Annotated in this window: 23 protein-coding genes and 1 tRNA gene; 13 read left to right on the top strand and 11 right to left on the bottom strand. The window is 65.2% G+C overall.

The genetic code is table 11. The features are described 5' to 3' along the window. Positions 1 to 2 precede the first annotated feature (2 nt). From truB to ACMZ6R_RS08370, 9 genes are all read right to left on the bottom strand, one after another. A complete protein-coding gene (truB, locus tag ACMZ6R_RS08410) occupies positions 3 to 980 on the bottom strand; it encodes a tRNA pseudouridine(55) synthase TruB (protein ID WP_416110476.1) in 978 nt (325 codons plus the stop codon). After that, positions 970 to 1,956: a DHH family phosphoesterase gene (locus tag ACMZ6R_RS08405; RefSeq protein ID WP_416110475.1), complete on the bottom strand. Its 987-nt coding sequence runs from the start codon at positions 1,954 to 1,956 to the stop codon at positions 970 to 972. The genes truB and ACMZ6R_RS08405 overlap by 11 nt, the downstream gene beginning before the upstream one ends. Next, positions 1,937 to 2,272: a 30S ribosome-binding factor RbfA gene (rbfA, locus tag ACMZ6R_RS08400; protein ID WP_416110474.1), complete on the bottom strand. Its 336-nt coding sequence runs from the start codon at positions 2,270 to 2,272 to the stop codon at positions 1,937 to 1,939. The genes ACMZ6R_RS08405 and rbfA overlap by 20 nt, the downstream gene beginning before the upstream one ends. A gap of 15 nt (positions 2,273 to 2,287) precedes the next feature. Further along, positions 2,288 to 2,575 carry a DUF503 domain-containing protein gene (locus ACMZ6R_RS08395; RefSeq protein ID WP_416110495.1) on the bottom strand — a complete coding sequence of 96 codons (288 nt, stop codon included), beginning with the start codon at positions 2,573 to 2,575 and terminating at the stop codon, positions 2,288 to 2,290. A gap of 51 nt (positions 2,576 to 2,626) precedes the next feature. Next, entirely contained in the window at positions 2,627 to 5,491 is a 2,865-nt protein-coding gene (gene infB / locus ACMZ6R_RS08390) for a translation initiation factor IF-2 (RefSeq protein WP_416110473.1), read from the bottom strand. Continuing rightward, entirely contained in the window at positions 5,481 to 5,732 is a 252-nt protein-coding gene (locus tag ACMZ6R_RS08385; protein WP_416110472.1) for a YlxR family protein, read from the bottom strand. Before ACMZ6R_RS08385 ends, infB begins: the two co-directional genes overlap by 11 nt. Further along, positions 5,729 to 7,225: a transcription termination factor NusA gene (nusA, locus tag ACMZ6R_RS08380; RefSeq protein WP_416110471.1), complete on the bottom strand. Its 1,497-nt coding sequence runs from the start codon at positions 7,223 to 7,225 to the stop codon at positions 5,729 to 5,731. The genes ACMZ6R_RS08385 and nusA overlap by 4 nt, the downstream gene beginning before the upstream one ends. Positions 7,226 to 7,253: 28 nt before the next feature. Beyond that, positions 7,254 to 7,796, bottom strand: coding sequence for a ribosome maturation factor RimP (rimP, locus tag ACMZ6R_RS08375; RefSeq protein WP_416110470.1), 543 nt, complete (start codon positions 7,794 to 7,796; stop codon positions 7,254 to 7,256). Positions 7,797 to 7,879: 83 nt separating this feature from the next. After that, a tRNA-Gly gene (locus ACMZ6R_RS08370) sits at positions 7,880 to 7,955 on the bottom strand. A gap of 155 nt (positions 7,956 to 8,110) precedes the next feature. On the opposite strand from ACMZ6R_RS08370, the gene flgF reads away from it, so the two are divergent. From flgF to fliW, 11 genes are all read left to right on the top strand, one after another. Beyond that, the gene (gene flgF, locus ACMZ6R_RS08365) at positions 8,111 to 8,896 is read left to right on the top strand and encodes a flagellar basal-body rod protein FlgF (protein ID WP_416110469.1); all 786 of its coding nucleotides are present in this window, start codon (positions 8,111 to 8,113) and stop codon (positions 8,894 to 8,896) included. A gap of 22 nt (positions 8,897 to 8,918) precedes the next feature. After that, positions 8,919 to 9,701, top strand: a complete 783-nt coding sequence (gene flgG, locus ACMZ6R_RS08360; RefSeq protein ID WP_416110468.1) for a flagellar basal-body rod protein FlgG — start codon at positions 8,919 to 8,921, stop codon at positions 9,699 to 9,701. A 31-nt stretch (positions 9,702 to 9,732) separates the two neighbouring features. After that, on the top strand, positions 9,733 to 10,707 hold the full coding sequence (gene flgA, locus ACMZ6R_RS08355) for a flagellar basal body P-ring formation chaperone FlgA (protein WP_416110467.1): 975 nt from the start codon (positions 9,733 to 9,735) through the stop codon (positions 10,705 to 10,707). Between the two features lie 158 nt (positions 10,708 to 10,865). Further along, complete coding sequence (locus ACMZ6R_RS08350; protein WP_416110466.1) at positions 10,866 to 11,588, top strand: flagellar basal body L-ring protein FlgH; 723 nt, start codon at positions 10,866 to 10,868, stop codon at positions 11,586 to 11,588. Between the two features lie 25 nt (positions 11,589 to 11,613). Beyond that, positions 11,614 to 12,759, top strand: coding sequence for a flagellar basal body P-ring protein FlgI (locus ACMZ6R_RS08345; RefSeq protein ID WP_416110465.1), 1,146 nt, complete (start codon positions 11,614 to 11,616; stop codon positions 12,757 to 12,759). Between the two features lie 2 nt (positions 12,760 to 12,761). Then, positions 12,762 to 13,772, top strand: a complete 1,011-nt coding sequence (locus tag ACMZ6R_RS08340; RefSeq protein WP_416110464.1) for a peptidoglycan DD-metalloendopeptidase family protein — start codon at positions 12,762 to 12,764, stop codon at positions 13,770 to 13,772. 37 nt (positions 13,773 to 13,809) lie between these two features. Further along, on the top strand, positions 13,810 to 14,286 hold the full coding sequence (gene flgN / locus ACMZ6R_RS08335; RefSeq protein ID WP_416110463.1) for a flagellar export chaperone FlgN: 477 nt from the start codon (positions 13,810 to 13,812) through the stop codon (positions 14,284 to 14,286). Continuing rightward, entirely contained in the window at positions 14,286 to 16,376 is a 2,091-nt protein-coding gene (gene flgK, locus ACMZ6R_RS08330) for a flagellar hook-associated protein FlgK (RefSeq protein ID WP_416110462.1), read from the top strand. Before flgN ends, flgK begins: the two co-directional genes overlap by 1 nt. An 18-nt stretch (positions 16,377 to 16,394) precedes the next feature. Beyond that, complete coding sequence (gene flgL / locus ACMZ6R_RS08325) at positions 16,395 to 17,918, top strand: flagellar hook-associated protein FlgL (protein ID WP_416110461.1); 1,524 nt, start codon at positions 16,395 to 16,397, stop codon at positions 17,916 to 17,918. Positions 17,919 to 18,034: 116 nt separating this feature from the next. Beyond that, entirely contained in the window at positions 18,035 to 18,274 is a 240-nt protein-coding gene (gene csrA, locus ACMZ6R_RS08320) for a carbon storage regulator CsrA (protein ID WP_416110460.1), read from the top strand. Next, positions 18,250 to 18,705, top strand: coding sequence for a flagellar assembly protein FliW (fliW, locus tag ACMZ6R_RS08315; RefSeq protein ID WP_416110459.1), 456 nt, complete (start codon positions 18,250 to 18,252; stop codon positions 18,703 to 18,705). The genes csrA and fliW overlap by 25 nt, the downstream gene beginning before the upstream one ends. Before the next feature lie 115 nt (positions 18,706 to 18,820). Here fliW and flgM read toward each other — a convergent pair whose 3' ends face one another. After that, the gene (flgM, locus tag ACMZ6R_RS08310) at positions 18,821 to 19,138 is read right to left on the bottom strand and encodes a flagellar biosynthesis anti-sigma factor FlgM (protein WP_416110458.1); all 318 of its coding nucleotides are present in this window, start codon (positions 19,136 to 19,138) and stop codon (positions 18,821 to 18,823) included. A 64-nt stretch (positions 19,139 to 19,202) separates the two neighbouring features. After that, positions 19,203 to 19,622, bottom strand: coding sequence for a DVU0524 family FlgM-associated protein (locus tag ACMZ6R_RS08305; RefSeq protein WP_416110457.1), 420 nt, complete (start codon positions 19,620 to 19,622; stop codon positions 19,203 to 19,205). Positions 19,623 to 19,812: 190 nt separating this feature from the next. Here ACMZ6R_RS08305 and ACMZ6R_RS08300 point away from each other — a divergent pair, with 190 nt between their 5' ends. Together ACMZ6R_RS08300 and ACMZ6R_RS08295 are read left to right on the top strand one after the other, a co-directional pair. Then, on the top strand, positions 19,813 to 20,676 hold the full coding sequence (locus ACMZ6R_RS08300; protein ID WP_416110456.1) for an NAD(+)/NADH kinase: 864 nt from the start codon (positions 19,813 to 19,815) through the stop codon (positions 20,674 to 20,676). Beyond that, positions 20,673 to 22,445: an ARMT1-like domain-containing protein gene (locus ACMZ6R_RS08295; protein WP_416110455.1), complete on the top strand. Its 1,773-nt coding sequence runs from the start codon at positions 20,673 to 20,675 to the stop codon at positions 22,443 to 22,445. The genes ACMZ6R_RS08300 and ACMZ6R_RS08295 overlap by 4 nt, the downstream gene beginning before the upstream one ends. Positions 22,446 to 22,463 lie beyond the last annotated feature (18 nt).

The following is a 22,463-nucleotide window of genomic DNA, read 5'->3' as shown; positions in this document are numbered from 1 at the left end:
CGTTATCCTCCATGGTTGGGGGTGGTTGTTCGCTCGGGGACGGTTTGTCCGCCGCGCCGGGCCGGCTGCGGGTCGCCGAAAAGACCGCGCAAAATGGCCCACCTTAGCGTGCCTTCCGTTTCTTCGACTTTGGCCAACGCCAGTGGCTGCCCGGCGTTGTCGGTCAGCAGGGCGCATCCGCCGGGGGCAACCGAGGCCCCGGCCCGCACACGCACGCCCTGGCGTACCAGGGCGGCCGTATCGGCGGGCAGGGCAATGGTGACCCAGTGGGGAAGCGCCTGCCCGATGGGAATGATCCGTTCGGGCAGGGTTTCCGGGGCGGCCAGGATGTCGTCCAGGCCATGCGCCTGCGTCAGGTCGAAGGGACGGCTGGCTTCCCGGGTCAGGGCGGTTAAAGCGGCGCCGCAGCCAAGTCGCTTCCCCAGGCTGTGGACCAGGGAGCGTATATAGACGCCAGCGGAAACCCGGACCCGGAAGGTCGCCGACGGCAGGTCGATGGCAACGGCCTGCGCGTCGAAAACGGAAATCTTTTTGTGTTTGACAGGGGCGGCCAGACCCTGGCGGGCCAGGGCGTAAAGCGGCTTCCCCTGGTGCTTGGCCGCCGAGTAGGGCGGCACCTCCTGGCTCTCTTCCCGCGTCCAGGCGGAGATGGCCTCGGCCAGTTCGGCCGGGGCGATATGATCCCAGGCCGCTTCGGCGGTCACCGCGCCCTGGATGTCATAGGTGTCCGTGGAAAGCCCCAGGCGCAATTGCCCCAGATAGGTCTTCTCGCCCTCCATGATATAAGAAGCGAGTTTGGTCGCCTCGCCTAAAAGCACCACCAACACGCCGGCGGCCAGGGGATCGAGGGTCCCGGCATGGCCGATCTTTTTTTGCCCCAGGCGTTTGATGGCCGTCAGGCAGGCGGTGGAGGTCGGGCCCGACGGCTTGTCGAGCACCAGCACCCCGTGCAGTTGGGGCAGAGCGGTCCTAGGCGTCAATCGGATATTCCTTTGCCCCGGCAACGGCCTTGGACACGGCCGCAACGAGGATATCGGCGGATTCTTCCAGGGGGGAGGCGAGGCTGCCGCCAGCGGCGTTTTTGTGCCCGCCGCCGCCAAACGAGGCGGCAACGGCCTGGATGTCGATGGCGCCAACCGAACGCAGGGAAAATTTCACGCCGCCCTCGGGCAGCTCGCGAGCCAGGATGGCGGCGCGCACACCCCGAACCCGGAGCGCGTTGTTGACCAGCCCCTCGCAATCCTCGGGCCCTGTGCCCGTGCGGCGAAACATTTTCTGGGATATCCTGATAAGCCCCACCTGTCCATGGTCGGCCAGGCAAAGCTCGCCCAGCACCTCGGACCACAACCGTATCCGGTTCATGGTCCACTGGTTTTTGATGCGCGCGCCGATGGCCCCGACGTCGAGCCCGCCCCGGATCAGTTCGGCCACGATCTCCATGCAGACGGCCGAGGTGCCGCTGAAGCTGAAAAAGCCCGTGTCCGTGGCCAGGGCGGTGTAGATGGCCTCGGCCAGGGGGCCGGAAAGCGGCACGCCCAGGTCCTTGGCGAGCAAGGCCACCATCTCGCCCGTGGCGCTGTGGACCGGATCGACCCAGTTGACCACGCCGAAGCCGGGATTGCCGAGGTGGTGGTCGATGACGACCATGCGGGCCGGATCGAGCACGGTTTCCAGGCGGCCCAGCCGGGGGCCGTCGCCGCAGTCGAGGACCAGGGCCAGATCGTAGTCGTCGGCCGGCGGGACGTCGAGCAGGGGGGCCGGCAGTTCCAGCCAGCCGTACTGGGGCGGCACGGGGAAATCGTTTACCAGGGAGAACGACTTGCCGAGCGCTTCCAGAACGAATCCCATGGCGGCGGTTGCCCCCAACGCGTCACCGTCCGGGGCGGCATGGGCGGCGACCACGAAGGTGTTGCCTTCGCGGATGCGACGGGCGATTTCACTCCTCGGGTCGGGCATAGACCATGTCCTCCAGATACGTATCGCGGGCAAACCGCAGCTGGGGCACGGAGCGCATGCGCAGCCGCTTGCCGAGCAGGGTGCGCAAAAATCCCTTGGCCTGCTCGAGGCCCTCGGCCGCTTCGGCCAGCCGGGCCTCGTCGCCGCTTAGGGTGTAGTAGACCCGGGCGATGGAAAGGTCGGCATTCAAGGCCACGCCGCTTATGGTGACAAGCATGAGGCGGGGGTCTTGCACGTCCTCGACCAGGGCGGTGGCCATTTCCCGGGCGATCTGGTCGGCAAGGCGCGCCGAGCGGCGCGAAGGTTTGGCTTTCATGGCAGTGTTTGCGCCTTACAGGAAAAGTATCTCGATGTCGTCGTCGACAAGTTCGGCCTCGGCCGTGGCCACGACCATGTTGAGCGCTTTTTGGAGCAGGCCCCGGGCATGGGCCGCGTCGGAGGAGACGGTCACCGCGGCCAGAACAAGGGTGCCCCAGGATTCCTGCATGGCCGTCTCGGCGGCGGCCACGTTGAACTTGTTGCGCAGCTTGCGCTTGAGGCTTTGGGCCACGCGGCGCTTGCCCTTGAGCGAATCGTTGCCGTGCAACGTGAACTGGAGGGTCAGCACGCCTACGACCATGGTCATTCCGCATGCGGCGCGGGACGCGTGGGCGTCCCGCGCCGTCATCCGTTACAGGGTGGCCTTTTCCTCCACCGACTCGAAGGCCTCGATTACGTCGCCGACCTTGATGTCGTTGAAGTTTTCCAGGCCGACGCCGCATTCGTAACCCTTGGTGACTTCCTTGACGTCGTCCTTGAAGCGCCGCAGGGACGCAAGCTTGCCGGTGTAGACCACCACGCCGTCGCGCACGAGCCGCACGCCGGCGTTGCGGGTCAGCTTGCCGTCGAGGACGCCGCAGCCGGCGACCGTGCCGATTTTGGGCACGCTGAAGGTGTCGCGCACCTCGGCCTGGCCTAGGTACTGCTCGCGGATGACCGGGGCCAGCATGCCGGACATGGCGTCTTTGATCTCGCCCACGAGCTTGTAGATGATGTCGTAGAAGCGGATGTCCACGCTCTCGCGCTCGGCCATCTCCTTGACCTTGATGGTCGGGCGCACATTGAATCCGATGATGATGGCGTCGGAAGCCGAAGCCAGCAGGATGTCGGACTCGGTGATGGCGCCGGCGCCGGTGTGGATGATCTCCACCTTGACCTTGTCCGTGGAGAGCTTGTGGAGCGCGTCGGTGATGGCCTCGAGGGAGCCCTGCACGTCGGCCTTGAGCACGAGGTTGAGGGTTTGGGCCTCGGCCTCGGGCTTGCTGGCCAGGAAGGTTTCAAGGGTCACCTTGCTGGCCTTGCCGAGCTCGCGCTCACGCTGTTTGGTGGCGCGGCCCTCGGCGATGCGGCGGGCGACCTTGTCGTCCTCAAGCCCGGCGAATTCGTCGCCGGCCTCGGGCACGCCTTCGAAGCCCTGCACTTCCACCGGGATGGCCGGGCCGGCGCCCTTGATCTTGCGGCCCTGGTCGTCGAAGAGGGCCCGCACGCGGCCGGAGAACACGCCGCACACAAAGGCGTCGCCCTGGTGCAGGGTGCCTTCCTGGATGAGCACCGTGGCCACCGGGCCGCGACCCTTGTCCAGGCGCGCTTCGACGATGTGGCCACGGGCGCGCTTGTCCGGGTTGGCCTTAAGCTGCAGCACCTCGGCCTGGAGCAGGATCATTTCGAGCAGTTCGTCGAGGCCGATCTTCTGTTTGGCCGAGACGCTGGCGAAGATGGTGTCGCCGCCCCAGTCCTCGGGCACAAGGCCGAGCTCGCCCAGTTCGCGCTTGACGCGGTCGGGGTTGGCGTCGGGCTTGTCGATCTTGTTGACCGCGACCACGATGGGGACGCCGGCGGCCTTGGAGTGGTTGACCGCCTCGCGGGTCTGATCCATCACGCCGTCATCGGCGGCAACCACCAGGACCACGATGTCCGTGACCTGGGCGCCGCGGGCGCGCATGGCCGTAAACGCCTCGTGGCCCGGCGTGTCGAGGAACACGATGTCCCCGCGCTTGGTGCTCACGTGGTAGGCGCCGATGTGCTGCGTAATGCCGCCGGCCTCGCCAGAGACCACGTTGGAGGCCCGGATGGCGTCCAAAAGCGACGTCTTGCCGTGGTCGACGTGGCCCATGATGGTGACGACCGGGGGACGGGGCTTTAAGTCCTCGGGCTTGTCCGCTTCGGAGGCGATGAGGTAGTCGTCCTCGGAGAAGCCGAATTTTTCCACTTCGAAGCCGAATTCGGACGCGGCCAGGGTGGCGGTCTCGACGTCGAGGGACTGGTTGATGGTCACCAGCGCCCCGAGGCCGAGCAGGACCTTGATGAGGTCCTGGGCCTTGGCGCCCATCTGCTTGGCCAGATCGGAGACCCGGATGGTTTCCTCCATGCGGATCTTGCGCTTGGCCGCCTTCATGGGCTGGGCGCCGGCGTCGACCTTGGTCTGGAGGAAATCGTCGCGGTTTTTCTTGCGCTTGAATTTGCCGCCCATACGGCCGCCGGTGCGGTCCGGGATGTCGCCGGCCTTGCGCTTGCCGCCCTTGCCCGCGCCGAGGCCGCCGGCCCTGCGGCGGTCGCCTTCGTTGGCCTGGGGCGTGAATTCCACCACGCGACGGTCCTTCTTGCGCTTTTTCGAGGCGTCGTCGGTGCCTGGCTGCGGCGGCATGCCGGGCACAGGACGTCCGGTGGGACGGGGTGCGCCGGGACCCGGACGCATGCCGGGACGAGGCGAATCGCCGGCCGGCCGCCGGGGCGCGGGAGGCGTTTTCTTCGGGTCCGGCATGGAAATGATACGCACCTTGGGCGCGGAAGAGGGTTCGGGCCGGCGGGGTTTGCGGCGGTCCTTCCCGGCGGCGTCGGCCCCTGCGGCGGGTGCTTCGGCCTTTTCGGGTTCCGGGGACTTTGGCGCGACCGATGCCGGCGCTCCCTCCGCCGGGGCCTCGGAGGCTTCGGCGGCAGCTTGCGCTTCCTGCGTTTCGGGTGCCGCAGCGGCTTGCAATCCCTCGGTCGCGGCCTCGTCTTCGACCTCGACGGTCGGCGTCTCGGCCTGGGGCTCTTCGGCAGCCGCTGCGCCGGCCGGGCGCACGACCCGGGCGGTTTCCATGATGACCGGCCTGGCCGCCTCGCGGGGCGCTTCGGGGGCCTCCGGCGTTTCGCTCGCGGCTTGCGGGACCTCTTGCTCCACGGGCTCCGCAGCCTCCGGCTCCGGCGCCTCGGGGGCGGGGGGGGGCGTCACGGGCTCGGGCGCTTTTTCGTTCGCGGTCGGCGCGGGGGGCGGGGTCGGGGCGGCCTTGCGGCGACGGACGATGACGCCGGGCTGCACTTCGGTATCAATGATCTGGGTGCGGGCGGTCTGTCCCTGCTGCACGCGGGCGCGCACCTGGGCGGCTTCCTCGTCGGTCAAAGTGCCCATCTGGCTTTTGACCTGGATGCCGAGCTCCCGCAGGATCTGCAGCAATTCCTTGTTGCCGATGCCCAGATCCTTGGTAATGTCCTTCAGTCTGATTTTATTCACCATTCCCCCCCCTCCGGCGCCTGGGCCGCCCGGAGTATTTCGAAAATTTCTCGGCGCATTCGGGGTTGGCGCAGAGATAGTGCCCCCGTCCCGGCATGACGGCCCGGGGATCGGGCACCAGGCGGGCGTCGCCGGTCGCGGCCGCAACATGGCGGCGCAACGCGCTTTTGGGATATCGGCCACGGCAGATGACGCACATGCGCGTGGGGCCGGCGCGGCGACCGGTCGTTTCGTTTTGCATCATCGGGTCGTATCCGTCCCCGGTTCGTTGTCTGCCGCATCCACCGCATTCGCGGTTTCCGGGGACGCTTCGGGAGCGGTCGCCTCGGCTTCGGGCGGCGTTTGCGCCGCGTCCTCGATCGGAGTGTCCGCAGCCTCGGTTTCGGCTGGGGCGTCAGCATCTTCGGCCTCGGGCGACGCCGGGGTCGCCTCCTCGGCCGGGGCTTCAGCGTCCTCGACCGGGGTTTCCCCGGCTTCGTCCGCATCGTCCTCGGTGTGGGCAGCCACCGCGCCCATAAGCTTGAGCGCCGCGCGCAGGTCGTCGCGCTTGGACGGCGTCATGCCGCTTATGGCGTCGATGGCCTCATCGGGCGCTCCGGCCAGTTCTTCCATGGACTCGAAGCCGGCGGCCAGGATGTTGTCCACGGGAATTTCGGCCACGCTCGCCAGCTGCTCCAGGAATTTCTTGGAGGCGTTGACCTCGCGGAAGCGGGACTCGGTGAAGATGTCGATCTTCCAGCCGAGGAGCTTGGCCGCGAGTTTGACGTTTTGGCCCTTGCGGCCGATGGCCAGGTTGAGCTGGTCGTCGGAAACCACGACTTCCAGGGCTTTTTCGTCCTCGTCGACGGAAATTCGGGTCACCCGGGCCGGGGACAGGGCGTTGGCGGCGTAGCTGGCGATTTCGGGGTTCCAGACCACGATGTCGATGCGTTCGCCGCGCAGCTCCTGCACGATGTTCTGGATGCGCGAGCCCCGGATGCCCACGCACGCGCCCACCGGGTCGACGTCGCGGTCCTTGGACACCACGGCCACCTTGGCCCGGGAGCCGGGATCGCGGGCCACGCCCACGATTTTGACCGTGCCGTCGGAGACTTCCGGCACCTCGCGCGAGAAAAGCGCCTTCATGTATTCGGCATGGGTGCGCGACACGATGATCTGGGGACCGCGTCCGGAGGGCAGGACTTCGATGATATAGGCCTGGACCCGGTCGCCGCGCTTGTAGCGCTCGCGGGGAATCTGTTCTTCCTTGGGCAAAAGCGCCTCGGTGCGGCCGAGGTTGATGATCCAGCCGGTACGGTCGCGGCGCTGGATGATGCCGGAAATGATCTCGCCCTTGCGGTCCTTGTATTCCTCGTAGATGATCTCCTGCTCCGCGTCGCGCATGCGCTGGATGATCACCTGTTTGGCCGACTGGGCGGCGATGCGGCCGAGGTTTTCCACCGTGAGCTTGAAGCCCATCTCGTCGTCGAGGGCCACGTTGGGATCGATGGCCCTGGCGTCGGCCAGGCAGATCTCCACCGCCGGATCGGCCACGTCGTCGTCTTCCACCACGACTTTGAACTGGTACACCTCGATCTCGCCCTGTTCGTCGTTGTAGCTGACCTCGACGTCGAGGTTCTCTCCGTATTTGCGGATGACCGACGAGCGTACGGCCTCCTCCAGGGTATCGATCAGCAAGTCGCGGTCGATGCCCCGGTCCTTGCTGATCTGATCGATGGCTTTTTTGAGTTCCGTCATGGGGTTCCCTCCGAGGTCCCGGACGACGCTAGGCGTCGCCCTCCGTGGCCTCTCCTTCGGAAATGGCGTCAAAGGCGTGGATGAGGCGGACCTTGTCCGCTTCGTCGAAATCAAAGGACAGCGAAAACGCCTGCGGCACGGAGTCCACCGTCATGGTGACGCGCACACCCGCAACCGCCGTCAGTTTCCCCCGGAAGCGCTTGCGCCCGTCCCGGGGCGCGGCGAGCTTGGCCTCGATGGTCTCCCCGATGTAGGCCGGCAGTTGTCCGGCCGTGAAAAAACGGCGGCCAAGGCCCGGCGAGGACACCTCCAGCACGTAGGGACCGTGAAAGATGTCTTCCATTTCGAGCAGCGAGCCCAGGTGGCGGCTGACCGTGGCGCATTCGTCGATGGTCACGCCGCGACGCTCCGGCGTACGCGGAACGTCATCGGCGAGGTCGAGGTAGAGGCGCACAAGCTGGCGATGTCCGGACGCAGCCAGTTCCACGCCCCAGGCGACAAGGCCCTTGGCGGCGAGGAACGGGGAAATCAGTTCCCGAATTTTTTCCGGCGCTACGCTTGTTCGCTGCATGTTGTCCTTTGTCAGCAAAAAAAAAGTGGACCGATCGTCAGGCCCACCTCGTCACGACAACCGTTGGGTTGGGAGACTCAGGTTGGAGCGGGCGACGAGGATCGAACTCGCGACACCAAGCTTGGGAAGCTTGTACTCTACCAGCTGAGCTACGCCCGCTCGAATTGGAGGGAATACCATCTCCCCCGTATTTGTCAAGCGAATGGGGCCATCCGCGGAAAAAAGTACCCAGTCCCCCGCCCGGTGCCTCCGGGAGCGGTTCCGGCCGTTGGCCCGCATGTTGCAACCGTGTCGGCCGAGGAGGGCCGCACCCCATGGAAATGAGCATGCTGAGCGCTGTCTTCGGGGCTTTGTCCACGGAATTGCGCCTGAATATGTCCGCCAATAATTTGGCGAACGTCAACACCACCGGCTATAAGCGCGACCGGGTGTCCTTCGAGGACACCTTCCTGCGCTACGCCCACGACTACCATATGGATCCGCGCGGCAACCTCCGGGAAAAGGAGATCTTTCCCCGGGCGGATCTCGTGGCCACGCCCCGGCTGGCCGAACAGAAAATCGATTTTGGCCAGGGCGCGTTGCAACTCACCGGCAACCCCCTCGACGTGGCCATCCAGGGGGAGGGCTTTTTCAAGGTCTCCTCCGGCGGCTCCACCTACTACACGCGCAACGGGGCCTTTCACCGCGATGCCCAGGGCATGCTCGTCACCGATCAGAACTCTCCCGTCCTCGGCAACGGCGGTCCCATCCAGATTCCCGACGGTCGGAACATCTCCATCGACGGGGCCGGGGCAATCTATGTCGACGGAGCCCAGGTGGGCCAGATCGACGTGGTGACCGTGCAAAACCCCGAGGCCCTGCAAAAATACGGCACCAATCTCTACATGCCCCAGGACGGCGTCACCGTCCGGGAAGGGGCGGTGGTGGACGGCCAAAGTCAGGTCGCCCAGGGCTACCTGGAAAAACCCAATGTCCAGGTGGTCGAGGAGATGGTCAACATGATCGAGACGCAACGGACCTACGAAGCCTATCAGAAGGTCATGACCAACACCAGCGATCTCGACACCAAGTCCATCCGCATGGGCACGGACAAGTCGTAACGCTTGAGAGGAGAAAGACGCCATGATGCGATCCCTTTGGACCGCCACCACCGGCATGGTGGCCATGCAGATGCAGATAGACACCATGTCCAACAACCTGGCCAACGTGAACACCGTGGGCTTCAAAAAAAGCCGGGCCGAGTTCGAGGACCTCATGTACCAGACGCTCCAGGTGGCCGGCACGGAAACCGCCGGCGGCAACCGCATCCCCACCGGCCTGCAGGTGGGCCTGGGCGTCAAACCGACGACGGTGCACAAGTTCTTCACCCAGGGCGACCTGCAAAACACCGGCAACCAGCTCGACATCGCCATCCAGGGCCAGGGTTTTTTCAAGATCGACGTCAACGGCCGGGAACTCTACACCCGGGCCGGCTCGTTCAAGCTCAACCAGGACGGCACCATCGTCAATGCCGGCGGCTATCCGCTCCAGCCGACCTTTTCCGTGCCCACCGAGACCAAGAGCATCACCATCACCGAAAACGGCCACGTCTCCTGCCTCGACCAGGACGGCGCCGAACTGGCTTCGACCGACATCCCGCTTTACACCTTCATCAACCCGTCCGGGCTCACCGCCGAGGGGCGCAACCTCTATTCCACCACCCAGGCCTCGGGCACGGCCAACGAAGTGACGCCCGGCGACCAGAACGCCGGCACCCTGGCCCAGGGCTACCTCGAAATGTCCAACGTGGAGCTCGTCGACGAGATGGTCGGGCTCATCGTGGGCCAGCGTGCCTACGAAGCCAACTCCAAGGCCATCACCACAGCCGACGGCATGTTGCAGACCGCCGTCAACGTGAAGCGGTAAACGCCGTCGGGAAACTCCCCGGGAGGATGCCATGACACGCCTGATCAAAACCGCCGTCGCCGCCGCGTTGGCCTCGGTGCTGCTTTTCGCCGCCGCAACGGCCGGGGCCGCGTTGTGGCGGCTTTCCGTCAAGGAAGCAGCCACAGCCGCCGGCGAGCGGGTGCTTTTATCCGAAATCGCCGAGCCCCAGGGCAGTTTTCCGCCCGACGCCTGGGCGACGCTCGGGGCCACGCCCCTTTGGTATTCCCCGGAGACGGTGGGCAGGCAGACGATCATTCCCGCGGCCAAGATCCTGGAGGGGCTTCGCTACTACCTGCGCGACGCGCCGGTGGAATACGCCCTGCCCAACCAGCTCGTGCTCTCGCGCGGGGGCAAGGTGCTCTCCCACGAGGAGCTGCGGACCATGGCCGTCGAAACATTGACGCCCAAGGTGGCGGCCCTTGGCGGCGAGGCCCGGCTCGTGTCGGTGTCCGTGCCCGACCATCTTTTCATCGATGACCGGGGCACCGGCGTCCACGTGGAATGCGGGGAAGTCGTGCCCGGAAAAATGCCCTTCCGGTTCGTCGTGGCCGGGGCCGGGGCAAAGATATTGCAACAGATCCCGGCAGAGGCCGTGGTCGAGCAGTTCGCCCGCGTGCCCGTGGCCATAAAGCCCATCCTCCCCAGGGACGGAGCCGCCAGGGAACAGGTCGCCTATGTTTGGGAACGACGCAACATGGTGCACATCAAGGGCCGGGTGTTCGAACCCGGCGACGGCCAGTGGCGGGCGCGCCGGGGCGTCGGCGCGGGGCAGATCATCATGGCCGACGACATGGAGCCCATGCCGCTTATTCTGCGCGGCGACCAGGTCCGGGTGGTCTACCAGGGGCGCGGCGTGCGGTTGACGCTTCTGGCCGAAGCCCTGACCGACGGGGCCCCGGGCGGCAAGATCACCGTGAAAAGCTCCAAGGGCACCAAGGAACTCATGGGCATCGTCCGGGACAGATCCACGGTCATGGTCCAGTAGCCTGAGAAAAAAATACGCGAGTATTCTTAAGAAAAAAGAGTGATCCGAACTGTCGCCTGCGGGATGGGCCGGGAAGCATCCCAAGGGCGCGACACGGGGCTGGCGTGGCACAAGGATGTGTTTTCGCAAACGCCGAGGACGGAAAGGACGGAGTCGTCATGATACTCAAGCACTGTATTCCCCTGCTTCTGGTCGCTGGCCTTGCCGCCTGCGCGCCGGCCTCCAAGAAGGCCACGCCCATGCCCCAGGTCACGCCGACCGTGGCCAAGGCCCCGCCGCCGGCCCAGAATCCCGGCTCGGTCTTCAGCCAGAACCAGCCCACCTTTTTGTTCGACGACACCCGGGCCCGGCGCATCGGCGACATCCTGACCGTCAACATCGTGGACACGTCGAAGTCTGACCTCAAGGCCGAGACGAAAAACGACAAGACCAGCAGCCAGCAGCTCGGCGTGTCCAACTACTTCGGCAACAAGACCATCACCGGCAACCTGCCCGGCCAGCTCGGCGGGCCGGACTTCGGCATGAAGGGATACACCGGCTCCACTCCGCTGGTGGGCGTCAGCAACGCCGAGAAGTTCCAGAGCAAGGGCGAAACCAAGCGGGAATCCGCCGTCACCGCCTCCATCGGCTGCCGCATCGTCAACATCCTGCCCGGCGGGGTGATGCAGCTGGAAGGGGCGCGGCAGACCCGCGTCAACAATGAAAACCAGATCATCGTGGTCAAGGGGCTCGTGCGTCCCATCGACGTCGGCCCGAGCAACACCGTGGCCTCGACCCATCTGGCCGACTGCCAGATCGAGTACTACGGCGAGGGCGACCTGGCCGACCGCCAGAAGAGCGGCTGGCTGGCCCGCATTCTCGACAACGTCTGGCCGTTTTAAGGCCGCATCGAGGGAGCAAAAGGATATGCACCCCATCATGAGCAGCAGCATCGCCACGCGCCCGGTCCGCGCCATGGTCCTTGTCCTGGCCGCGCTCGCCGTGTTTGCGGCCCTGCCCTTTACGGCCTCCCCGGCGCACGGCGCGCGCATCAAGGATATCGCCAGCGTTTCGGGCATGCGCCGAAACCAGCTCGTGGGCTACGGTCTGGTGGTCGGGCTCTCCGGCACCGGCGACCAGCGCGGCTCGGATTTCACGGTCCAGTCCATCTTTAACATGCTCGACAAGATGGGCGTGCGCGTGGACAAGACGACGCTGAAGCCCAAAAACGTGGCCGCGGTCATGGTCACGGCCCAGATGCCGGTTTCGGCCCGGCCCGGCAGCCGGCTGGACGTGACCGTGTCCTCCATCGGCGACGCCACGAGCCTTCTTGGCGGCGTGCTGCTGGTGACGCCCATGAAGGGCGTCGACGGCAACATCTACGCCATCGCCCAGGGCTCGGTGCTGGTCGGCGGCGTTTCGGCCCAGGGAGCCGGGGCCTCGGTGTCGAAAAATATCACCACCGTGGGCCTGCTTCCGGGCGGGGCCAACGTGGAACGGGCCGTGGCCTTTTCCTTCAACGACCAGACCGACCTGACCCTTTCCCTGCGCAACCCCGACTTTTCCACGGCCACCCGCGTGGCCAAGCGCGTCAACGAAACCATGGGCTCGGCCATGGCCACGGCCATCGACGCCGGCACCATCCGCCTGTCCGTACCGCCGGAGAACCAGGGCAACCTGGCGCCGCTTATGGCCTCCATCGAGAATATCGAGGTCACCCCGGACCACCGGGCCCGGGTGGTGGTGGACGAAAAGACCGGCACGGTCGTCCTTGGGCAAAACGTCCAGATTTCGCCCGTGGCCATCACCCACGGCAACCTGCAGATCCAGGTCCAGGAGTCCGCCGACGTGTCCCAGCCGCTGCCGTTTTCGGGTGGCCAGACCGTGGTCACGCCCCAGACCAACGTCGGGGTGACCGAGGAGAACCGCAAGCTCAAGATGATCGAAGGCGCCACGCTCCAGGAACTGGTGGAGGGTTTAAACGCCCTCGGCGCGACGCCGCGCGACCTCATAAGCATCCTGCGCACCCTGGAATCGTCCGGGGCGCTGGCCGCCGACCTGGAGGTCAACTAGCCGTGAGCCTTCCTTCCGGCATGGGCGATCTGGCCGCGACGGGGTCCTTGCAGGCCGATGTGGCGCAAAAGCTGCGCGTCGACGCCCTGCAAAAGACCCTTACCGGGGGCAAGACCAAGGAGGCCAAGCTGCGCGAGGCCTGCAAGGGCTTCGAGTCGGTCTTCATCTCCCAGCTCTTCAAGGAGATGCGCGCCACCGTGCCGAAAGACGGGATTCTCCACGGCCACTACGAGGATCAGTATTATTCCATGTTCGACAAGGCCATGTGCGACCAGCTCGCGGACGACGGCGGCATCGGCCTGGCCGACATGATGTACCGCCAGCTCAAGGGGCAGGTGATGGGCAAGGACGGCAAGGCCGGGCAGGGCGACATCCTGCCGGCCAACCGGCCCGTGGCCGCCCACGGATCGTTCTTGTCCGGCGTGGCGCGCATTCCTGTTCCGGGCGGCGTCGCCCCGGCCGGCAAGCGCGGCATCCCGGCCGACCATTTCTCGCCGGAAATGGCCGCCGCCATGGCCCGGCCCGGCGTCTCCCCCCTGGCTTCCGCCCATGCGCCGACGGACGGCGCGACCGACCAGGCCGTCGCCGCGACCCAGGCCGCGACGCCCATGGCCGCGCCGGTCAATGGCGAGATCACCTCGGAATACGGCTGGCGCGCCGATCCGTTCAAGGGCGACCGGGCCTGGCACGCCGGCATGGACATCGCCGCGCCCCAAGGGTCGTCGGTTTCCGCCTGCTGGGGCGGCACGGTCGTTTTTGCCGGGACGAAGGGGGGGTACGGCAACGTGGTCGAGGTGGAGCATCCCGGCGGATGGAAGAGTGTTTACGGGCACTTGAGCAGTTATTCGGTCAAGGCGGGCGACCATGTCGCGGCTGGCGGAAAAATTGCAGAGGTTGGCAGTACCGGACGTTCCACCGGGCCGCATCTGCACTTCGAACTGCGCCGGGGAAGCGAGACGGTCGATCCGGAGCGGCTGCTGGCCGCGTCGGGACTGGTCCAGGATGCTTCATAGAAAATGTATATTTCAAGGTGGTTAAGGAGGCGCAGCCATGATCGCGGGCATACTGTCCAACCTCGAACGCCAGCTCAAGGCCGTTTTGCTGCTGGATACGCTGCAAAAGGAAGAATTTTCCCACCTCTCCGCCCGTAATCCGGGTGGGGTCGCCTCCGCCGAGTTTTCCATCCAGGAGCTCCTGCGCCAACTGACCGTGGAGCGCCACAGCCTGCACGCGATTTACGCGGCGCTCGATCCCGGGGCCACGCGCCTTGGCGACGTCATTGGCCGCTTTTCCCCCGAGGATGCGGAAAAGGCCGGCGGGCTCGTGGCGGCCATCGACGCCGGCCAGCAGCGTTGCGCCAAGCAGGCCAGCCGCAACTACGCCATGGCCCTTGGGCTTTACGACGTGGCCAAGGGCAGCCTCGACACCCTGCGCAAACTGCTCGTGCCCAAAAAAGGCGTCTACGGGGCCAAGGGACGCATGGCCACCGGTACGTCCGGGCCGGGGATCATCAGCGGGAGACTCTAATGTCGAGCTTAAGCTCCATCCTGTCCATCGGGCGATCGGGCCTTACCGCCTCGCAGGTCGCCCTGCAGGTGACGGGCAACAATATCTCCAACGTCGACACCAAGGGCTACAGCAAGCAGTCGGTGGTGCTCGTCGACGGACAGTACATCACGTCCTCGCCCGGCCAGCTCGGTTCCGGCGTGGTGGCCCAGGAAGTGGTGCGCTCCTACGACTCCCTGACCGAATCCAAGTACCTGTCCCAGATTTCCGTGCGCGACCGCTGGAAGGCGCTCTACACCGGCCTCAGCTCCATCCAGAGCTATTTCAACGAGTCCAACACAGACGGGGCCAACGCGGCCTTGTCGAAATTTTTCGGGGATTGGGGCAATCTGACCACCAACACCAGCGATGCGGCCACGCGCCAGACCATGCTCGAGGACACGGGCACGTTGCTTTCCATCTACCGCTCCATGGCCTCTTCCCTGGAGGGCCAGAAGACGACCCTCGATACGGCCATCACCGACGACGTGGGCACCCTCAACAAGCTGGCCTCGGACGTGGCCGACATCAACCGGCGGATCAACCAGTACCAGATCGACGGCAAGAGCATTCCCAACAGCCTCTACGACCTGCGCGACTCCAAGGTCGAAGACCTCTCCTCGCTGGTGGACGTCAATGTGGTGGACAACGGCAAGGGCGACTACACCGTCTACACCAAGTCCGGGCAGACCATCGTGGACGGCACCGAGGCCTACAGCTTTGACTACAAGCAAGGGCAGACCGTCCGCCAGCTGAGCGCGGCCTCGATGGCGGCCGGCTCGAACGCCCAGTGTTACTACGACGGCTCGGATTCCCACGAATACACGATCCAGGTGGTGGACTCCGGGGGCGTCGGCGCCGGGGCGACGTTCAAGGCCTCCCTCGACGGCGGCAAGTCCTGGCTGACCACTTCCAACGGCAACACCGCCATTTTCCAGGCCGACGGCACATCGGGAAAAGTCAAGGTCGGGGACCTGGATATTTGGTTCGACAAAGTGGATGCCTCGGACCCTTCGCCGTTAAGCGATCTCAACGCCGGCGACACCTTCACCCTGGTCCCCAAAAAGGCCCTCTACTGGCACACCACGGCCGGCACCGAGGAAAACGTCACACCGCAGTTGCATGCCGACGGCACGGACAACGAGCGCCGGCTGACCGGCGGGGCGCTTTCCGGCGCGTTTTTGCTGCGCGACGTGAATCTGGCCGGCTATCAGGATTCCCTCGACGCCATGGCCAACAGCCTGGTCTGGGAGATCAACCGCGTCCATTCGCAAGGCGCGGGGCTCACGAATTTTTCCTCGGTCCAGGGCACCTACAGCGTGGACGATGCGGACGCGGCGCTCGGCAGCAACCAGGCCCACCTGACCTACGGCGACCGCCTGGCCTCGGGCGCGGCCATGATCTACGTCTACGGCCCGGACGGCACATTGAATTCCAAGGACAGCATCTGGGTGGATCCGACGGCCACCACGCTCAATGACTTCGTCACGTCGATCAACACCGCCTTCAGCGGCAAGCTGAACGCCACTGTGGTCAACGGCCGACTCAACCTCAGCGCCGCCAGCGGCTACTCCTTCCAGTTCGGCGACGATTCCTCGGGCATTCTGGCCGGCCTTGGCGTCAACACGCTCCTGACCGGCTCCACGGCCTCGGACGTGGCCATAAACAACGTGGTGACGAACGACACCAACCGGGTCAACGTGGGCCATGTCGGCTCGGCCGGGCTGACAGCTCCGGGTGATAACACCACGGCCACGGCCATAACCGCGCTGGCGACCAAGGACGTCAATTTCTTCGTGACCGGCAAGGCCACCTCCAGCCAGACCCTGAGCGGTTATTACAACGCCCTGGTCGGGCAGGTGGGCGCGGACACCTCGAGCGCCAACTACCAGGCCACCTACCAGACGGCCCTGGCTTCCCAGGTCCAGGACCAGAAGCTTTCGATTTCCGGCGTCAGCCTCGACGAGGAGCTGACCAACCTCATCAAATACCAGCATGCCTACCAGGCGGCGGCCAAGCTCATCAGCACGGCCGATTCGCTGTTCCAGACGGTTCTGGGGCTGAAAAACTAGCTCCCGGAGGTTTTCCCTATGGCCCTGCGCGTTACCCAGCAAATGCTTTACGGCACCGTCATCAACCAAAACAACGCCGCGTTGTCCAGGCTGATGGCGACCAACGAACAGGCGTCCACCCAAAAGCGCATCAACGCACCGTCCGACGACCCCAACGGCGCGGTGCAGGTGCTGGGTACCCGGACCGACTTGAGCCAGCTGACCCAGTACCAGAGCAACATCACCTCGGCCAAGGGCTGGCTCAACCAGGGCGACAGCACCTTAAGCTCCGTCAGTACGCTTATAAGCACCATCAAGGGCTACGCCGAGCAGGCGGCCACGGGCACGGTCACCGACGAGAACCGCCACGAGATCGCGAGCCAGCTCCGTCAGTACTTCGGCCAGCTCATCTCCTTGTCCAACACCACCTACAACGGCAAGTCGCTTTTCGCCGGCCAGAAGACCGACACCGGGGCCTATGAACAAGGCTTGTGGATGAACAGCAACGACGCGACCTTCGACGCGGCCGTCGACGCAAGCGGCGGGTTCAGTATTTCGGGTAGCTCGGATTCGACGGTGCTGGTGCAGTTTATGGGCACCGACACCACGAACTATCAGCCAGCCTTCCAATATTCCACCGACGGCGGCACGACCTGGAACAACGGAACGTACGCCACGGCCCCGGGCGCGGCCAGCCAGACGCTCAGCCTCGGTTCGGGCCTGTCCATGGACCTTGATGCCAATGCGCTTTCCAGCGTGACCGCCTGCGCCGACCATAATGATTCCAACGGCACCTGGATGTGGATCCGGCCGACCGCCGTCTACCAGGGCAACACCAACGAGGACGTCACGGTATTTAGCGTGGATACCGGCGGCGGTACGGCCACGGCATCGGCCTCGGGCACGTTTAGCGGCAACGTCATGGTGCGCATGGACGACACGTCCGGTGCGAAATACAAGTATTCCTACAGCACCGACGGCGGGACGTCCTGGGTGGCGGGCAACACGTCGAGCGCCATCGGGCCACCGACGACCATGGCCGTTCCCGGCGGGCTTTTGACGATCACGGGCGGCTCGCCCGCCGACGGCGACCAGTTCTTCATCCAACCGGGCACGGCCGACATTTCCATCGGCATCTCGCCGACCGATTCGGTGGTGGTCAACGGGGTGGGCACGGAGATCTTCGGCGGCATCGACGACAAAAAGGCCGTGACATTCAGCGGCTCCAACGCCGGCAACCTCTTTGAAACGGTTGGCAAGCTCGTCGGCTACCTGGAAACCAACAATCAAAGCGGCATCCAGGAATGCCTGGACAACCTGACCACCTCGCAAAACCAGGTGCTGGTGGCGGCCGCGTCGGTAGGGGCCCGGGAGAACAGGGTGACCGCGGCCGGGACCATGATCACGACGCTTAAGGAAAACGCCACCACGACGCTCAGCAACGTCGAGGACGCGGACCTGACGTCGCTTATCACCACGCTGTCGGAACAGGAGCTGGCCTATCAAGCGGTGCTCAAGTCTTCCAGCATGGTCATGGACATGTCCCTGGTCAAGTACATTTAGCCCCGGGTGCCGGCCAGCCGTTGACAAACGGCGGCACCGGCGCGTAAAGGCTATTGTAACAGGGCGCGAAGATGGAATTTTTCACGTCCGAAACATAAGTGGGGGCGCGGGCGTTCATGCTCATTTTGACCCGAAGGCCGGGCGAGAGCCTGCACCTCGGCGACAACATCAAGATTACGGTGCTGGGCGTCCAGGGCAAGCAGATCAAGATCGGGCTGGAAGTGCCCGACGATATGCAGGTGTATCGCGAAGAGGTTTATCTGCGGGTGCTGGAGCAGAATCGGCAGGCGCTTTGCGCCACGGATTCCGATGTCCTGGCGGCGGCGAAGTTATGGCCAAAAAAGACGAACGAGTAGTGGAAACGCGGCTCGGGAGCATAACGCTGCCCGAGGACCGTGTGCTCAATTTTCCCCGTGGGCTCATCGGCTTTATGGGACACCGCGAGTTCACCCTGATCCGGCTGCGCGAAGAGTCGCCGTTCATGGTGCTGCAAAGCTTAAGCGACCCCAAGCTCGGACTGCTCGTGACCGACCCCTACAGCTTCATGACCGAATACGAGGTGGTCATAGGCGAGCCCGACCGCCGGCTGCTCGGCATCGAGAGCCGGGAACAGACCGTCGTCCTCGTCACCGTGACCATCCCCCAGGGCATGCCCGAACGCACCACGCTCAATTTGAGCGGTCCCATCATCATCAACAACGAGACCCGCATCGGCCTGCAAATCCCGCAAACCGACTCCCGGTATCCGGCCCACTTTATCCCGGGCATGGTCCCGGTGGAAAAATAGCCCGGTTGCCCGCGGCCTTCGGCGGCCCGCTGGCGAGGCTTCCTCTCCATAAAAAAAACGCCTTCCTGACGCAACGGCATCGGGAAGGCGTTCGTGTTTGCGCGATAGACCGGAGTTACCCGAACAGATCGGACTCCATGGTCAGCATCTTTTCGGCGATTTTTTTGGAGTCCGGCTGGTAGGTGCCGGCCTGGACCTGGGCCTTGAGGGTGGCCACCCGGTCGGAGCGGACCTCCGGGGCTTCCTTGGCCTGGTTTGCGGCCAGGGAAACCAGCCTGGCGTCGCCGGAAAGGGTCACCCGGTCCGCTGCGGAACCCGCTTCGGTCTCGGAAGCGGTGCCGCGCGTCACGCCCGAGGTCTCGCCCGAGCCGCTGCGGCCGATTCGGCCCTGGCCGTACGCCTGATTGATTCCGAGTATGTTCTTGATGTCCATGGTGCCAACCCCCCTCCCGCGTTATCCCTCGCAATGTACGTATCGGTAGCGGGGGGACCGAAATTTAGAGCATGGTCGCGTCAACTTTTTCCAGGGCCAATTCCCACAACCGCTGGAACACGGCGGTCTTGACCTCACCTGTCAGTTCTTCATGGCCGTTTTCCGGGTCCGCCCGGAATATCTGCATTTCCTGATCCTCGGGCGGATAGGCGAACACCAGGGGGTACCCGAGCTCTTCTTCCAGCTCCGCCTTGATGTCCTCGACCACCGGCGTGTCCGAGCCCGTCACGATGCAGTTCTCGACGATCTCGGCCGCCACCCGACCCACCAGTTCCCGCCGTTTGGCCTCTCGGGAAATGCTGATTTCGTCTTCGGCGCCGGCGGCCATCAGCGACCGGCGGTAGCGGGCCAGGCGCCTGGCCGTGGTCACCTGCCGTCCGTAGGTGCGCAACATGGCGCGGACCTGGTAGGGGATCGCGGTCAAGGCGTGTAACTCCTTCTCACGGAACTTATCGGATGCTTGCCCCATACCTTTAGTGGCAATCGGGAAAAAAATCCATCGCCTGCCGTGGGGAGTCCCGGGCCGCGTCTTTCTTGTGTCATGACCGCCTTTGCCTTATAAGTGGCGTCCTCCCCGGACCGCAAGGGGATACAACCCGAAACGGAGACCGGGCATGGGCCACGACATCAAAACCATTCTCATTATTTATAAAGCCGAGCACACCCTGGCCCGGGACACGGCCTGGACCGTGGCCGACTGGCTGGCCGGGCAGGGCGTGACCGTGCTGGTCCGGGAAAACCTCCCCGACGCCCAAAGCTCCGTGGTGCCGCCCGGTGCGGTGCTGGCGGCCCGGCCGCAACTGGCCCTGATCCTCGGCGGCGACGGCACCATGCTCTCGGCCGCCCGGCAGACCGTGGCCGACGGCGTGCCCTTTTTGGGCATCAATCTCGGCCGGGTGGGGTTTATGACCTCGGCCGGTCTCGACGACTGGCGGAAAATCCTGGCCGACGTTCTGGAAAACGGCTTCATCCCGGCCCGACGCATCATGATCGACGTGGCCGTGATCCGGGGCGGGGAGCGCGTTTACAGCACGACATCGCTCAACGACGCGGTGGTCAGCCGCGGGGCCATGGCCAGGCTCGCCGCCTTCAACGTGAGCCTCGACGACGTCGATGTCTGCACGCTTCGGGCCGACGGCGTGGTCATCTCCACCCCGACCGGGTCCACGGCCTACTGCGTTTCGGCCGGCGGGCCGCTCATCTACCCCGGCCTCGACGTGTTGTGCGTGGTGCCCATCTGCCCGTTTTTAAGCGACTTCAAGCCGGTCATCGTGCCGGCCGAGTCCCCGGTGCGCCTGGCTCTGTCCGCGCCGGAAACCAACATGTACCTGACCTGCGACGGCCAGGAGCTTTTCCCTCTCGACGACAACGACGTGGTGGAGGTGCGCAAGTCGTCCCGGTCCCTGATTCTGGCCACGCGAAAGGACGACAGTTATTTCGGCCGGTTGCGGCTTAAAGGATTCATCAGCTGCCCATGACGGAAAAACCCCTCGAACCGGCGCTGCCGGCCGCGTCCCTGGAGCCGGGCCAGGCCCCGCGTTACGGCCTCGATCCCGTCCTCGACGCCTGGCTTTTGCACTTCATGACCGAAAACAATCTGGAGCATTCCATCGCTCCGGAAAAAAATGCCTCGCCCGAACAACTGCGCTTCATGGTGGCGCTTGCGCCCGAGGAAATCTACGTGCCCTGCTCGGACGTCATGTTCGCCCATCTCGTCAGCGCCCGGGCCGACCCCATGGTCGTGGCCGAATACGACGGGCGGCTGGCCCGCATCGACGGCCTCATCGACGCCTACGTGCCCGACGCCTACACCAGGACCAAGATCCGCACCCTCTGCCGGCTCAAGTACCGCCAGGCCATGGTCAAGCCGACCATGATCCCCTCGCGCCTGGCCAAGCGGCTGTGCACGATCCTTCTGACCCAGTCGGGGCTCGACGATCCGCACAGGGAGCGCAAGCGGGTCTTCAACCGCCGGGCTTTTTCCTTCATCCAGAGCGAGGCGTTCTCGGCCATGCTCTACGCCTGCCCCGACGAGTTGCCCGGCTGCCGGGCCCTGCCCGATCTGCGCTTCGCCCTGGACATGCTGGAACTGCGCCGGCTGTTGGCGCTTGGCGCCATGCCCGCCATCTGGACGGGCGAGGGGGCGGTCCCCGACCGGGCCGCCCTCGACGCGGCCTTGGCGCGTTTTCCGGCGGATTTCGCGCGGCTCGAGTCCCTGCTCGATCCCCGGCGCGGCGGGCTCAAGATCCTTTTTTTGCCGGACAGCGCCGGCGGGGTGCTTTTCGACCTGCTGGCCGTGCGCACGCTCCTGCGCCTGGGTCACCGGGTGATCGTGGCCGTCAAGGACGGGTTCTACTACGACGCCCCCACGTTCTGGGACCCCGAGGGCGATCCCATCCTCGACGCGGCCTTGTCCGGGGCCCGTTTCGTCAGCGACCCGCGCCTGGGAAAAAACGCGCTGCTCCAGACCATCCGGGAAAATCCGCTCACGGTCATTTCCGACGGCACCCGCGAACGGCTCAATCTCTACCGCGTCTCGATCACCTTCGCCCGGGCCTGGAAGGAGGCCGACCTGGTCCTGGCCAAGGGGCCGCTCACCCACAAGCGGCTCATCGAGACGAGCCATCTTTTCACCCGCGACGTGGTGTCCTTTTACGGCGACGGGGAGCGCGGCCTGCGGCTCGACTTCAAGCCCCGCGCCCCCGGGGCCCGTTCGCTGACCGAGGCCGAGATCACGGCCAAGGCCGAGGAGATCATAACGGCCATGCGCGCGGCCAAGGCGGCCGGCAAGACCGTCATGTTCTACAGCGCCGTTATCGGCTCCATCCCCGGCCAGACCAAAACGGCCATCGAACTGGTGACCGCGTTCGTGGCCCATCTGCGCGAAAAGCTGGCCGACAGCTCCATCATCAACCCGGCCGAGCACTTCGAAAAGGGCATGGACGCCGACGACCTGATGTTCATGTGGGAAAAGGTGCAGCGAAGCGGCCTGATCGACGTGTGGCGTTTCCAGACCCACTTCGACATCGAAAAAAGTTTCGAGCTTCTCGGGCGCAAGGTGCCCCCGGCCTGGGCCGGCAAGGACGCCACCTTTTCCACGGGCTGCACCAAGGAGATGCGCATCGCGCTGTCCATGCAGGCCCGCCAGCCCGAGATGCAGATCATCGGCCCGGACCCGGAGAAATTCCTGCGACGCCGCGAATACGGCGTGGGCAAGTTCTGCGACGCCGGCATCGAATGCCGGTAGGAAGGAACCGGGGGGAAC

Source organism: Solidesulfovibrio sp. C21 (assembly GCF_047785625.1).
Classification (GTDB): domain Bacteria; phylum Desulfobacterota; class Desulfovibrionia; order Desulfovibrionales; family Desulfovibrionaceae; genus Solidesulfovibrio.
Note: the sequence above shows the minus strand (reverse complement) of the source record. Positions and strands in the feature narration are given on the sequence as shown.